We start from the raw sequence: 14,961 nt of genomic DNA, 5'->3' as shown, positions 1-14,961 counted from the left end.
TGTATAAAAACTATTATAAGGTTGATGAATCATCGTAAACGATAATCTATTTCTGATCCGGTTTGCGGAAAATAAGCTGTATCCAGTCCTCGGTATGGAGTTTGTAGATATATTCTCCCAAGTCCACATCAGCCAATGCCTTTCGGAAAGCATCTTCCTGAATCGGCAGTCCGCACAGACATTTTTCAAGTAACGGAAGCGGGTCCTGCAGAACAAAGAAATCGCCTTCCAGCGTCAGGCCGTCGATTTTTCCCATGCGCATTCGAAAACGGACCGTAAAGCCTCCCACTCCATTCACGCGACCTTCATAAATGAGATTGCTGGCAGGATTCTTGCCCCAAAGAAATTCATCCGTAAGATATGTGGCTTCGATCTCCTCTATGGCTTCGATCTCATTGGTCGTGAGCATCCGTTCCTCATCACAGAGCGCGCGAATGAGGTGCTGTTTTAAGGCATCTTTGCTCCAGTTGGTATGCTCTGTCAGGTTGGTGACCCGCTGACGCACCGAAGCTACTCCTTTGCTTTCTGTTTTGGACTGCGCCGGAGTGATGGCCCGCACCATATTTTCGAAATTGGTATGATAAAGTAAGGTGCCGTGCACAATACTTTTGACAGGAGTCTGATAGAAAGCATTGCCCGATACTTTCCGTCCGTCTATCAGAATATCATTACGTCCGGATACCGTGGCCTGCGCCCCTGTGTCGTTGAGAAGTTCTGTAATCCGGTGCAGATAACGGTCAAACGTCTGCTGTACTCCTTCGGAGCGGGTAATCCAGGTAAGCATCAGATTCCCTTCATCGGAATAGACACAGCCTCCCCCACTTTTTCTTCTGAATACATTGATTTTGTTTTTGTGACAATAGTCCAGATTGACTTCGGCTTCGATATTCTGATTGCGGCCGCAGATTACGGTAGGCGCTACCTGCCAGATGAAGAAAGCTTCTTCATCATTGTTTTCCCGGGCCAGAAATTCCTCCATAGCCAGATAAAACACCAGTCTGCGCTCCCGTGAATCGGGTAAAAGAATGTGCTTCATGAATTTTAGATTAGCGACGGCTAAATATAGAAAATGTTTTCTTCAACCCAAACAGTCCGAACTGTTTTTACGGTATATTTAACAGACTTTTTCCCTGTTTAAACAAGTTTGCTTTTTGAGCTGTTTTCACCTTCCTAGGCTTCTGTTTCTGCTCTGTCCTTTTAAGGAAGGAACCATAAATTCTAATGGTTTTCTAATACCATTCTAATAAGTTTCTAACAGCCGTTTTAAAACAGCCGGCTTACCTTTGCAGTGTGATCAGAAAACTAAGTGAAAACCTTTAAAACGAATTGCAATGTGGAAAAAGAAAACACAAAGAGCTTCTGTAACCTTTAATGCAGAGAAAATTCTGTTGGCCGCTTCGCAGCCGCTGGCAGCAGTCTATTCTTTCTTTCAGACCACTCCTTTGGGACTCAACGGCGACGAGGTGGAAGAACGTCAGGCATTATATGGTAAAAACGAGGTAGAACACGAAAAGAAGAAAAAGCCGATATCCACGTTTATCAAAGCCTTTATCAATCCCTTTATCGGTGTACTAACAGGATTGGTCATCATATCCTTTATTCTGGATGTGTTACTGGCAGCACCGGGCGAGCAGGATTGGACCGCCATTATTATCATCTCCACGATGGTGATCTTCAGTGCCATTCTGCGCTTCTGTCAGGAATGGAAAGCCAACATGTCGAGCGAAGCCCTGCTCAAGATGGTTACGAATACCTGTTCCGTGCAGCGTCAGGAGAATGACGGAATGGAAATCAGCATAGCAGAACTCGTTCCGGGTGATGTGGTGCAGATAGCAGCCGGCGACATGATTCCCGCCGACCTGCGTGTCATAGAAGCCAAGGACCTTTTTGTGAGCCAGTCTTCGCTTACCGGAGAATCTGATCCGATAGAGAAACGTCCCGAGAGCCAAGTGGCATTTTCCGGTTCGGCCAGTGTTGTAGAGTTGGAAAACATCTGTTTCATGGGTTCTACGGTTGTGAGCGGTTCGGCCCGTGGAATCGTATGCGCCACCGGAAACAGCACCTATCTGGGCACCATTGCCAAAAGCATTGTCGGACATCGCGCCGCCACAGCATTCGACCGGGGTATCAGCAAAGTGAGCTTCCTGCTTATCCGTTTCATGCTGGTGATGATTCCCTTTGTCTTTCTGGTCAACGGAATCACCAAGGGCGACTGGCTCGAAGCCTTTATCTTTGCCGTGTCGGTTGCTGTGGGACTTACTCCCGAGATGCTGCCCATGATTGTTACCGCCAATCTTTCCAAAGGAGCGGTTGCCATGTCGAAGAAGAAGACCATCGTTAAAGACCTCAACGCCATTCAGAATTTCGGCGCCATGAATATTCTCTGTACGGACAAGACCGGTACGCTGACCTGCGACCAGATTGTTCTGGAAAAATATATTAATGCCGACGGAAGTTGCGACACCGAGAAGCGCATTCTGCGCCATGCCTATTTCAACAGTTTCTTTCAAACCGGACTGAAGAATCTGATGGACAAGGCCATCCTTTCGCACGTAAAGGAACTGGATTTGGAGTATCTGAAAGACAACTATAAAAAGGTAGATGAAATCCCCTTCGACTTTACGCGCCGCCGCATGTCCGTAGTGGTAGAGGACTTGCAGGGCAAGCGTCAGATTATCACCAAAGGAGCCGTGGAAGAGATGCTTGAAATCTGTTCTCACGCCGAACTGAACGGTCAGGTACTTGCCCTTACTTCCGAGTTGCGGGAACAAGCCCGTAGGGTAAGTCGCCAGATGAACAAACAAGGTATGCGGGTTCTGGCCGTAGCCCATAAGAGTTATCTGGACAAGGATTGCAATTTCAAGATTTCCGACGAGCGGGATATGGTACTGATTGGTTACCTGGCCTTTCTCGATCCCCCAAAAGAATCAGCATCCAGCGCCATCCGTCAGCTGAAAGAGCACGGCATTGAAGTGAAAATCCTTTCGGGCGATAATGATGCCGTGGTGCGCACCATAGCCCGTCAGGTAGGCATAGACACCAGTCAGGCACTGACCGGTCCCGAGCTCGAAGCCATGAGCGAGCGCGAGCGTAAAGAAGCCGTATGTTGCACGACAGTATTCTCTAAGCTCACTCCGATTCAGAAAACACAGATCATTCAGCTGCTTCAGGAACAGCACAACACTGTAGGCTTCCTCGGAGACGGAATCAATGATGCCTCTGCTTTGCGCCAGTCCGATATCGGAATCTCTGTTGATTCAGCCGTTGATATAGCCAAAGAAAGTGCCGATATCATTCTGCTGGAGAAAGACCTGATGGTGCTGGAAGCCGGAGTGCTTGAAGGACGAAAGACATTCGGCAATATCACCAAATATATCAAGATGACCGCCAGTTCGAATTTCGGAAACATGTTCAGCGTCATGGCAGCCAGTGCCTTTTTGCCCTTCCTGCCCATGCTGCCGATCCATCTGCTCATCCAGAATCTGCTTTATGATCTTTCGCAGACCGCCATTCCTTTCGACCGTATGGATGCCGAGTATTTGCGCAAGCCACGCAAGTGGGATGCTTCAGACCTGAGCCGTTTTATGATTTATGTAGGACCGATCAGTTCCATCTTCGACATCATTACTTATCTGGTGATGTGGTATGTATTCGGATGCCAGTCTGCCGAGCACCAGACCCTGTTCCAGTCCGGCTGGTTCATCGAAGGACTGCTGTCGCAGACACTCATCGTGCACATGATTCGCACCCGTAAGATTCCGTTCATTCAGAGCTGTGCCTCTTGGCAAGTAACCGGACTCACGCTGCTGATTATGGCTATCGGTATCCTCATTCCGTTCTGTCCGTTTGGCCATTCCATCGGACTGGAGCCTCTGCCGCTAAGCTATTTCCCCTGGCTTATTGGAATCCTGCTCTGCTACTGTGTGCTGACTCAGTTTGTCAAGAACTGGTACATTCACAAGTTTGTCAAGTGGCTCTAACGAGAACCATTCCTTTCATCCTTTCTATAAAAAGTCCTGCCTCAGAAAAGCCAAAAAGAAATGGCTTTCGGGGGCAGGACTTCCTGTTTCTATTGTCTGTTCAAAGTATGAGTCAGTTTGGAATCAATCGGATTCATCATCCGTAGCTTCGTCCTCTTCCCCATCGTCAGGGCCCATATAGAAGTCATCTTCTGGATTCATTGCCCGATAAAGCCATTCTTCTTCGTCCATAGATTTATTAAGATAAAGTATTCTTACTGTCTGTTTAATGTATAGTTCAACTTGGAGTCAATCGGATTCATCTGTTGATCCAGCATTACCAGCTGATCCTTTTTCTGTTCGAAATACATTTTCGTGCTCTGGTCAAAGGAAATCAGCTCCAGAACCGTAGCATTCTTGTTTCCCGAGTGCCCGCGTAAAGTATATTGTCGCCCGTAAATAATGTCGCAGCGGTCCTTTCCGTTTTCAGCTTCCAGATAGTTCAGAGCAGCCTGAAACACTCCGTTGCCACTATGCTCCTGATGATGGATGGTAACGGTGTATTCAATTCCTGGGCCCGATGCTGCCGGCAGCGTTCCTTTATAGGTCTGTGCCACTACCGGACCTCCGTCGGGAATCAGTTTCAGCGAGTCCACCACATCCACGGCTTCCACCTTATCCGTCCGGTAATACACTCTTTGATAGTTTCCGTATTTGCCCACCACAAGCGTGTCTTCGGTGAGCCGTACAATGTCCAGCGTATCGTCAAATGCCAGTGTCTGACCGTTGCCTACACTTTTACCGGAGAGTATCAGCGTGTCTCCTATTTGTTGCCACCGTTCGTAAAGCAGGGTTTTCATACCGATAGAATTGGCGGAGCCGTCGGCTTTCAGCGTAACGCCCTGAACAATCTGTGGATTGGCATACATCACTTCAATCCAGTTACCGACAAGTTCGCTTGATGATTCCGTTGGGACAGTTTTCTTTTCTGTGTTGCATGCAGCAAAAAGCAATAAGGCTGCAAAAGGCATCCAATTTTTCATAGGGTAATCATTTTTGTATTGACAAATTGTTTTCGAAATTAAGGTATGAACAAAGATAATGGAATTGCCTATCCTTGTCAAGATGGTATTTTGGGGTTGTTAACAGATATGCAAATCGAATTCTGAGAAACATTATGGCTTAATTGTATATAAACATCTGACATTCAGAATAGAATGAAAATTCTTTCTCTTCCAACTTACTCATCTTTGAGAAGCCTCAAGCTTTGTCATTTCGGTATTTTTTATGAAAGAAAAGCCTTTTTGCTTTTTGATTAACGTAAGTACCCTTTATAGACTTGTGCAACTTACATTTGATGCGGTATTTGAACTTTTGTATGGTTATATCTTAATAGCACTATCTGCAACCACCTGCGATTCTTCTTCTATTTCTTCATACGGCTTTATCCTTCTATCTTCCAGAAAAATATGAGAAAGCGTGTACTCTAATGCAGTTAGTAAGAAAAACAAATTTTTAAAAAGGCTAGAATCATACAAAATTATTTGTCTATGAGCACACTAATTACTATCTTTGGCATATTATATTAGGAGATAAGTATTAGTATTTCTACTTTGGCAGAATATATTATGGAATATAGTTTTGATATTTTCGATAAGAATCCTGAACGCTTGGCAACAATTTTGGCAGAAAACTGTCGTAAGCGCAGACTTGATAAAGGTCTGAGTAGACGCAGTCTTTCTGAAAGAACGGGCATACCGGAACCAACGCTCGAGCGTTTTGAAACCAAGGGAAAGATATCTCTTGAAGCATTTCTGAAATTGGTCGTTGAATTTGGCTGGTTTGACGAAATGAGTGCTATTATGAGTAAAAGCAAATTTACCACAGGAGAGGAACTTGAGACAATAAATAAGAATCAAGGAAGACTGAAAGGGCGATGAAAGATATACTGAAAATCACAGTTTCATTAAACGGACGTACAGTCGGCACTTTGCAGATGACGCCCGAAAGAGACCGGAGTGTGTTCGAATACGACAAGGATTGGATAGCAAGTGGATTCTCAATATCCCCATGGGAATTGCCACTCCAGACGGGACTCATATACTCAAAAGAAAATAGTTTTGGGGGCGGATTTGCAGCATTTGAAGACAGTATGCCAGATGGGTACGGCCTTTATCTGCTTGACAGAATGCTTCGACGTGAAGGCAGTTCTTTGGCCGAACTATCTCCTCTTCAGAGGCTGTCTTTAGTTGGCAGTTCCGGAATGGGAGCACTTTGCTATAAGCCTGAAGCTTCCAAAGAACATCCTACTGCCATTACAGACAACGACTTTGACGAACTTCAGCGTAAAGCTTTAGATGTACTCTCTGAGAAAAGCGATGCGGATGCATCCTTCCTGTACTATAATAGCCGTAACTCTGGTGGAGCAAGACCAAAGGCGGTATATAAGGCAGCTGACGGTTCGGAATGGATCGTAAAATTCAGACATATATACGATCCCTCAGATATTGGTAAGACAGAATATCAATACATGAAGACAGCTAAGAAATGTGGAATTGACATTCCTGAAATCCGTCTCATTAATAATCGCTACTTCTCAATTAAAAGATTCGATATCTACAAAGGTCATCGTATCCATGTACTTACTGCGGCAGCCCTTTTACAATCGGATTTTCGCGCTCAGAACATAGATTACGTAAATCTTCTTGCCCTAACCGGTTACCTTACTCAAGATCCAGAACAGGTGGAGCAAATGTTTCGCAGAATGGTTTTCAATATTGTATGCGCCAACAAGGACGATCACGCCAAGAATTTCAGTTTTCTCTGCGAAAACGGTAGATGGACACTTGCTCCTGCATACGACATTACTTACTCTCCGGAAGGCACCAGAGGCGAACATGCAACATCTGTCAAATACTCGGGCAATCCAAGCCTTGAAGATATCATTTCTGCCGGAACAGGTATCCGTATAAGCCGAAAACGCTGCATTGAAATCATTGAAGAAATCGAATCTGTCTGCAATGCAGAACTCGATGTTGATAAAATAGTAAAAATCAGAGGTTAATAAAAGAGCGTCATTAGAATTCTTGCTGTTATCGAAAATAATCTCTCTTTATTATGGCTGCAAATATAATTGTTTCTTGGAAATAAAGAATGATTCAACTATAGGTGTGAATAAAATTCTAAAAGAAAATCCGCAGCTTCCTATTTGAGAACATACTAAAAACACTTTAATTGACTGCTTAAATTTTTCTAAGTTTTATGCTAAAAAAAGGAATATACGAACAGATAATCAACCAACTATTTCGTGCTAAATTAGCAGAATATAATAGTGCTTCCTATTACGTTGGAGAGAAAATAATAGATCGCGAAGAAGCTATTATTCATTTATCTCGTTATTTATATAATATCATTCAAGGAGTAATATCAAGTGTAGTAGATGAAGATGGTGGTGTAGAAAAAAGTATCAAGTTTATAAACTCTATTATTAAAGAACTTGGTAGAGATTTTAACATAGATGATTATCAGAATAATTTGATTGATGCTAAAGCCTCGATTTTGACATATATCATTGAAAAAGCAAGTTTTGATTATCCTAATCTACAAGAATATCTATCTCAAATTACACCTCTAACTTCACTTACTCAAAGTTCTCTGTTTACTGGAAAAAATGATCAAATTGAATTATGCAGTGAATTAAAAAAAGAAATCCTCTCATCCGATAAAGTTGATATTGTGGTCTCTTTTATCCGTATGAGTGGAATTAACTTAATCTTTAGAGAATTAGAACAATTTACTAAAAAAGGTAATACACTTCGTATTATTACGACTACATATATGGGTGCTACGCAATATGAGGCCATAATTAGGTTAGCAAAACTCCCAAATACGAAAATTAAGATCTCCTATAATGGAAATAGTGACAGGTTACACGCTAAAGCATATTTATTTTTCCGAAACACTGGATTTCATACAACCTATATCGGTTCTTCAAATATTTCAAAAGCTGCATTAACTGAGGGACTGGAATGGAATATGAAAGCAACACAAGTGGAATTACCACATATTTTAACTACAGTAAAACATACATTTAATACGTATTGGGAAGATCCAACTTTTGAGGATTTTGTATTAGGAGTAGATGATGAAAAACTAAAAAAAGCATTAAATCAACAAGAGGATAATCCTGCTTTTTTGGATTATTCTGTCTTAGATTTGATTCGTGCAAAAGATTATCAGAATGAAGTATTAGAGAAATTGGAAGTAGAGCGAAATCTACACAATCATTTTCGCAATCTTGTTGTAGCTGCAACTGGTACTGGAAAAACTGTTATTGCCGCTTTTGATTACAAAAGATTCAAAGAAACTCATCCACGAGCAAATTTTTTATTTGTAGTACATAGAGAAGAAATTATAAAACAGGCGTGTGCGACCTTTCGTCATGTGTTACAAGACGAAAACTTCGGTGATATGTGGTATGGTGGTCATGAGGCTAAACAATATAATCATTTGTTTGCCTCAAAAGATTTGCTAAACAATAGAATAGATGCACTGAATTTGCCGGAAGATTATTTTGATTATATCATTTTTGATGAAGCTCATCATATAGTAGCATCAAGCTATCAAAAAATATTACAACGGTTTAAGCCTAAAATCCTTTTAGGCTTAACGGCTACGCCGGAACGTATGGATGGACAAGATATAACGATCTATTTTGATGGTCATATCTCTGCAGAAATTAGATTAGATACAGCCCTGAATAACCAATTGTTGGCACCTTTTCATTATTATGGTATCACCGATTGTGTTGATCTTGCAGATGTACGTTGGGAACGTGGGCGTTTTGTGGCATCGGAATTGTCTAAAATATACACTCACAATGATATACGTACAGGGGTGATCTTTAGAAGTCTGGAGAAATATTTGCCCAATTATTGTGATGTGCGGGCACTTTGCTTTTGTGTAGATAAAGAGCATGCGGAATATATGTGTGCTAAGTTTACACTTGCAGGTTTAAAATGCGCAGTGATGACGAGCGACTATAGCGAATCTAGAAATAGAGAAATCAAACGCTTGGCAAATAAAGAAATAAATTACCTGTTTGTGGTAGATATGTTTAACGAAGGGGTGGATATTCCTGCAATTGATACAGTGTTATTCCTTCGTCCTACCGAAAGTATAACCATTTTTTTACAGCAATTTGGTCGTGGATTGCGTAAGACTGAAGGTAAATCACATCTTACAGTTTTAGACTTTGTTGGTCATAGCAGAGCAGAATTTAATTACTCAGAACGTTTTCAGGCGTTAATGGGACGTACGACTATGAGTGTGAAGGAGGAAGTGGAAAAAGATTTTCCACATCTTCCACTAAAATGCCACATTCATTTAGAGGAAAAGGCAAAAGAATATATCCTTGAAAATATTAACAACTATATCAATAGCTTCAGATTAGATAAAATAATTCGAAATATTCAAACGTTTAGAAATAATTTTGTTGAGCCTCTTTCTTTGAAGTCGTTTATTCGCTTAACACATGTACCCTTGGAGAAAATATACAAAGGGAGGACTTGGAACGAACTTTGTGTCCAGGCTGGTTTGAGAAATAAAATGTCACGGTTCAATTCAGAATTAGCAAGGGCTGTTAACAGAAAATGGTTATCTACGGATTCGCATAGCTATTTTACATTTATAGAAGGACTAGCTAAAAAAGAATTCAATGTCAAAGTATCTACAATGACTGAAATTGAACAACGTATGTCACTAATGTTATATTATGATCTATATGATACAGCAGGAGTTTTTCCATCCTTGCAAGCAATGTTTAATGCTTTAAGCGAGGATTCAGTATTCATCCAAGAATTAATAGAGGTTATTGATATATTAAAAGACCGTTGCGAAGCTTTGGAGCAACCTGATAATTCTTCGCTTGCGATGACTTTCCCGTTAAAGTTGCATGGGGTTTATACTAAAACCCAAATACAAGTAGCTATTCAAACATCTACTCTAGAAAGAAAATCGCCAGCACGCGAGGGTTGTGAAAGGCAAATAATTAATGGACAGCCCGTTGAAGCTATGTTTGTCGATATTATAAAAGATCGTGAGGTTGGTTCAAATACTAATTACAATGATTTTGCACAAAGTAAAGGGTTATTCCATTGGGAGACACAAAATAGGGTGCGGCAAGATAGTAAAGAGGGACAACGTTATATAAATCAAGAACAGACGATGTTACTTTTTGTTAGAAAACAGGCCCGTTCTTCTGAGGATAAATCCCGTACCTTAGGATATGTATATTTGGGTGAGGTTGAATTAGTAAGTTATTCAGGTAATAAACCGATACAAATCGTTTGGAAAATGAAAGATGATATTCCTGCTTCTGTTTGTGAATATGCATGCAAATATGCTGCAGGATAAATCCCTAAGTTTGATTTTGTCTATTAGTTAGGAAAATGATATGCTCTGTAGAATCCGATTATTAAAATCTTTCGAATAATCGGACACTACAAAGCATATCATTAAAATAGGGAACTTTTTACTTTTTCCGCTCCAACTCATTCAGATGCTCCATCTTCTTCGCCTCTAAGAACTCATAGATACCGCAGAGATGTTCTTTCACCTTACCGCCACCGAATTCATAAACCTTGGTGGCCAGTCCGTCCAGGAAGTCACGGTCGTGGCTCACGACAATCAGTGTACCGTCGTAGGCAATCAGGGCCTGTTTCAGAATATCCTTGGTTTTGAGGTCCAGATGGTTGGTCGGCTCGTCCAGAATGAGCAGGTTTACCGGCTCGAGCAACAGACGCAACAGCGCCAGACGGGTGCGCTCGCCTCCCGAAAGCACTTTCACTTTCTTGGTGCTCTCCTCACCTCCAAACATAAAGGCACCCAGCAAATCCTTAATCTTGTTGCGGATTTCTCCCTTGGCAATATCGTCAATGGTCTGGAACACCGTAAGGTTCTCATCCAGCAACGAAGCCTGGTTCTGGGCAAAATAACCGATCTTCACATTATGACCCAGTGTCAGCGTACCGTCGAACGGGATTTCACCCATGATACACTTTACGAGCGTTGATTTACCCTCACCGTTACGGCCCACAAAGGCTATCTTATTTCCCCGCTCCACGGTCAGGTTCACGTTCTGGAATACGGTGTGCTCGTCGTAGCGCTTCCCTACTCCGTCCATGATGACCGGATAGTTTCCGCTTCGTGGCGAAGGCGGGAATTTCAGGCGCAGCGCCGAGGTATCTTCCTCGTCCACCTCTACCAGTTCCAGCTTTTCAAGCATCTTCACACGGCTCTGCACCTGCAACGTCTTGCTGTAGGTACCTTTGAAGCGCTCGATGTAGTCCTTCGTTTCCTGAATCATCTTCTGCTGCTCCTCGTACTGTTTAAGCTGCTGCGCACGGCGCTCCTGGCGCAACTCCAGATACTTGCTGTAGTTCACCTTATAGTCATAGATGCGTCCCATGGTCACCTCGATGGTGCGCGTGGTGATGTTGTCCACAAACTTACGGTCGTGACTGATCACAACTACCGCCTTGGCGCTTTCCATCAGGAACTGCTCCAGCCACTGGATACTCTCAATGTCCAGATGGTTGGTCGGCTCGTCGAGCAGCAGCACGTCTGGGTTTTGCAGCAACAGTTTGGCCAGCTCGATACGCATGCGCCATCCGCCGCTGAACTCCGAAGTCTGCTTGTTGAAGTCCTCACGTTCGAATCCCAGTCCCAGCAAGGCTTTCTCCACATCCTCCTCAAAGTGAGTCAGATCGATGGCATAGAATTTTTCGCTCATCGAAGCCACCTGTTCAATCAGAGCCATGTAAGAGTCGCTCTCATAGTCCGTGCGCTCTGCCAGTTCCTTGTTCAGCGCTTCGATTTCGGCTTCCATCTCCTTCAGGTGAGCAAAGGCCTGCGATGCCTCTTCAAACACCGTGCGTCCGTCTTCGGTCATCAGGTGCTGCGGCAGATAAGCCACCACGCAATCCTTCGGTGTGGTTACTTTTCCGCGGGTGGGTTGGCGCACTCCGGCCAGAATCTTGAGCATGGTGCTCTTGCCGGCTCCGTTCTTACCCATCAGCGCGATGCGGTCCTTTTCGTTAATCTGAAACGAGATGTCGCTGAATAATGTTGTTCCTCCAAATTCTACTGTTAATCCTTCTACTGAAACCATGTATTTTTAATCGTGAAATGTTTTTTATTGATGCTCTTTCAAAAAGTCATTGGCGCGTCCGCTTCTCAGAATCAGCGTGCGCACGGTGTCGTTAAACTCGTGTTCGGCCATCAGCTGCTCCACGGTGAGGTGCATGCGGTAGCGCCAGTAATGGCGCGGGTTGGCCGGAATATTGATGCGTTCGCTCTCCTCGTCGGGATTGCGCAGACGGTCGTCTATCGACATCCAGTCCTGCCAGGAGATCAGGCAGAGCATGGACGGCGAGAACAGATGGCGGGCGATAATCTCCTCGCAGAGCCAGCCCGGAATGTCGGCCGGCGGTTCTCCGTCCTTTTGCAGAATCTCGTGATAATACTGCCGGGTGGTGTCGGCATCCTCGCGCCACCACAGACGCAGGGTCGGCATGTCGTGGGTAAAGATGGTGGCCACACTCTTGTACGGATTGTTCTCCAGATGGGCAAAGCGTCCGTCCATCCCCTTGGGCATGGACTGGATTTCGAGCGTCAGTATCTGAAGTTCGTTCAGAACCCACTGCACGCACTCGGGCACCATACCCAAATCTTCGGCACAGGCCAACATCGGAGTAGCCTCGATCATGCGCGGCAACTTCTGCATGGCCGTCTGATACCAGAACGAATTGTGGCGATGGTAGTAAAACTCTTCATAAAGGGCGGCAAAACTTTCCTTCTCGCGTTGGGTCAGCGTCTGGAAAATGCTGCTCTGCATGGCCGAGATGCGCGGATGATAATGTTCCGGCTGCCGCGGGTCTTCAATGAAGAGTACATTCGAAATCAGTTCGTAGAGCCCTTCCTTCATGCGGCGGCGCTCCTCGCTCTGTTTCTGGCGACCAAAGAACGCCTCCACCTGACGCTGTGTGGCAAATTCCGGTTTCATTTCGTACCAGTCATATCCCAGGGCATTGAGGAAGACACGTTTCACCAAGGCCGTTTTCTCACCGAAGAGCGGCTCCAGCACCCAGTCGGCAATGTAAGGACGCGTAAAGGCATCCTTACGGAAATCCAGACCGGAATTCTGGATTTCTTCGATGGTAAGCGGCAGCGCCGGAGTGAAATAACCCAGCAGTCCGTGTACGGCATGCGTCGGAATTTCCCAGATGCGGAAGAATCCCAGCACATGGTCTATGCGGTAGGCATCGAAGAACTCCGACATCTTTTGCAGGCGGCGGGTCCACCAGCGGCAACCGTCCTGAAGAATGGCCTCCCAGTTATAGGTGGGGAATCCCCAGTTCTGTCCGTTGGCCGAGAAGGCATCCGGTGGCGCTCCGGCCTGACCGTTGCGGTTGAAGAAATGCGGCTCCATCCACACATCCACAGCTGCCCGGCACACGCCGATCGGAATATCGCCTTTGAGCAACACGCCCTTGCTGCGGGCGTAGTCGTGTGCCTCCTTCATCTGACTGTAAAGCAGGAACTGCGCATAATAGGTGAGCCGGATCTGCTCTGCGGCGTCCGCATTGCCGTTTACAAGTTTATAGACTTCGTGGGCATCGTAGCAGGCATATTCGCCCCACTGCCGGTAGTCGGCGGTACCCTTCACTTCTCTCAGATAGACATAAGCCGCATACGGCAGCAGCCAGAAGGAGTTCTCGTCAAAATATTGGCGGAACGCTTTGGTGTCCAGCACCTGCGCGCCATTCTGTCGGAAACTTTCTTTCAGGAAATCCGTCTTGAGGCGATACACCGCCTCATAATCCAGTGCCGGCAGAGCATTGAGTTCGGCAGCCCGCTTGCGGAACCGTTCCATCTTATCCTTGTCGGCAAGTGCCGGCAAACGGTTCATGTCCAGATATTGCAGATGCAGGGCATAAACCGAGATACAGTTGTACGGATAAGAATCAGCCCACGATCCGGTGGTGTTCGTATCATAAATAGGAAGCAGCTGCACGGCCTTCATGTCTACCGAGGCCGCCCAGTCGGTGAGCATCATCAGATCACCGAAATCGCCCACACCCCAGCTCTTCTCCGTGCGGATGGAAAACAGCGGAATCACTACTCCGGCAACCTTCTTGCGCGGATAGTCCATGCGGATGATACCGTCGTGATAGACCAGAGTCTGGTTGCGCTCCAGTCCCTTGTACTGGGTGACGCGGTTGTCGCCTTCCTCCCAACGTTTCACCTGACCGTTGTGGCGGTTTATGATGACATATTTATATTCAAAAGGAAAGAGCATGCCCTCTGCGCTGAGTGCTATGCCCCATTCGTTCTGTCCGCGCTTGGTGAGCGGCAGTGCCTTGTCGGTCTGCCAGGCACCGATGGCAGGGATGCTTCCGATGATGGCCGGCAACTCATCCTCCTCGAGTTGCGGCACATGGATGCGAAAGGCCACGGAGCGGTCGTAATAAGAATCGTGCACGGGTCCTTCGGCCGGTTCATGTTCCTGTTGCGGGCAAAAGGCAGCCGAATAAAGATGATCGCAAGGCGGAATGGCCTGCCAGCTGTCCGGCAGGAAATATTCGCGCGTCATGTCGGCACGCAGCCGGCGCCATGCATGTTTCCATTCCCGGCGTACGGTCTGTTCGCCGGCGCGCACCACATACAGGTATTCAAACCACAATGCCGCCGGATGGGTATATACAAAGTCGCCCTTCCACTGCGCACCGTCGGTAGTGTCGAGCGGAATGCTGCACTCATTCACCTTTCCTTGCGGCAAGTACATACGCAGAACAACCTCGATGCGCTCGCCCCAATGGGTGTGGTAGTCTATCGTAAAGTGAAGTTTCATGCTTTTCTGTTATTTGGGTTTCTAGAAATCGTTTCCGGAGGCAGAAGTGTTTTTTTCCTCGCGGCTGATTCTTTATCGCAAAGATAAAAA

At 45.3% G+C, this 14,961-nt stretch carries 8 protein-coding genes; 4 read left to right on the top strand and 4 right to left on the bottom strand.

Translation table 11 applies throughout. From position 1 onward, the window contains the following. Positions 1–46: 46 nt before the first annotated feature. Positions 47–1,036 carry a lipoate--protein ligase gene (locus tag DXA74_RS10900; protein ID WP_118527514.1) on the bottom strand — a complete coding sequence of 330 codons (990 nt, stop codon included), beginning with the start codon at positions 1,034–1,036 and terminating at the stop codon, positions 47–49. Between the two features lie 295 nt (positions 1,037–1,331). On the opposite strand from DXA74_RS10900, the gene mgtA reads away from it, so the two are divergent. Next, positions 1,332–3,980, top strand: coding sequence for a magnesium-translocating P-type ATPase (gene mgtA, locus DXA74_RS10895; RefSeq protein ID WP_118527512.1), 2,649 nt, complete (start codon positions 1,332–1,334; stop codon positions 3,978–3,980). A 254-nt stretch (positions 3,981–4,234) separates the two neighbouring features. On the opposite strand, the gene DXA74_RS16335 is transcribed toward mgtA, so the two are convergent. Beyond that, a complete protein-coding gene (locus tag DXA74_RS16335; protein WP_158576060.1) occupies positions 4,235–5,002 on the bottom strand; it encodes a lipocalin family protein in 768 nt (255 codons plus the stop codon). Positions 5,003–5,587: 585 nt separating this feature from the next. Between DXA74_RS16335 and DXA74_RS10885 the strand changes: the two genes are divergently transcribed. From DXA74_RS10885 to DXA74_RS10875, 3 genes are all read left to right on the top strand, one after another. Next, positions 5,588–5,899, top strand: a complete 312-nt coding sequence (locus DXA74_RS10885) for a helix-turn-helix domain-containing protein (RefSeq protein ID WP_118527510.1) — start codon at positions 5,588–5,590, stop codon at positions 5,897–5,899. Beyond that, complete coding sequence (locus DXA74_RS10880; RefSeq protein WP_118527508.1) at positions 5,896–7,023, top strand: type II toxin-antitoxin system HipA family toxin; 1,128 nt, start codon at positions 5,896–5,898, stop codon at positions 7,021–7,023. Before DXA74_RS10885 ends, DXA74_RS10880 begins: the two co-directional genes overlap by 4 nt. A 197-nt stretch (positions 7,024–7,220) precedes the next feature. Then, entirely contained in the window at positions 7,221–10,373 is a 3,153-nt protein-coding gene (locus tag DXA74_RS10875) for a DUF3427 domain-containing protein (protein ID WP_118527506.1), read from the top strand. A gap of 118 nt (positions 10,374–10,491) precedes the next feature. Here the strand turns inward: DXA74_RS10875 and DXA74_RS10870 are convergent, their stop codons facing one another. After that, entirely contained in the window at positions 10,492–12,129 is a 1,638-nt protein-coding gene (locus tag DXA74_RS10870; protein WP_118527504.1) for an ABC-F family ATP-binding cassette domain-containing protein, read from the bottom strand. A 24-nt stretch (positions 12,130–12,153) separates the two neighbouring features. Continuing rightward, on the bottom strand, positions 12,154–14,871 hold the full coding sequence (locus DXA74_RS10865; RefSeq protein ID WP_118527502.1) for a 4-alpha-glucanotransferase: 2,718 nt from the start codon (positions 14,869–14,871) through the stop codon (positions 12,154–12,156). Between the last annotated feature and the right edge of the window lie 90 nt (positions 14,872–14,961).

It is taken from the genome of Bacteroides sp. OF04-15BH (assembly GCF_003477995.1).
Lineage (GTDB): Bacteria > Bacteroidota > Bacteroidia > Bacteroidales > Bacteroidaceae > Paraprevotella.
This window is presented reverse-complemented; position numbering and strand designations above follow the sequence as displayed.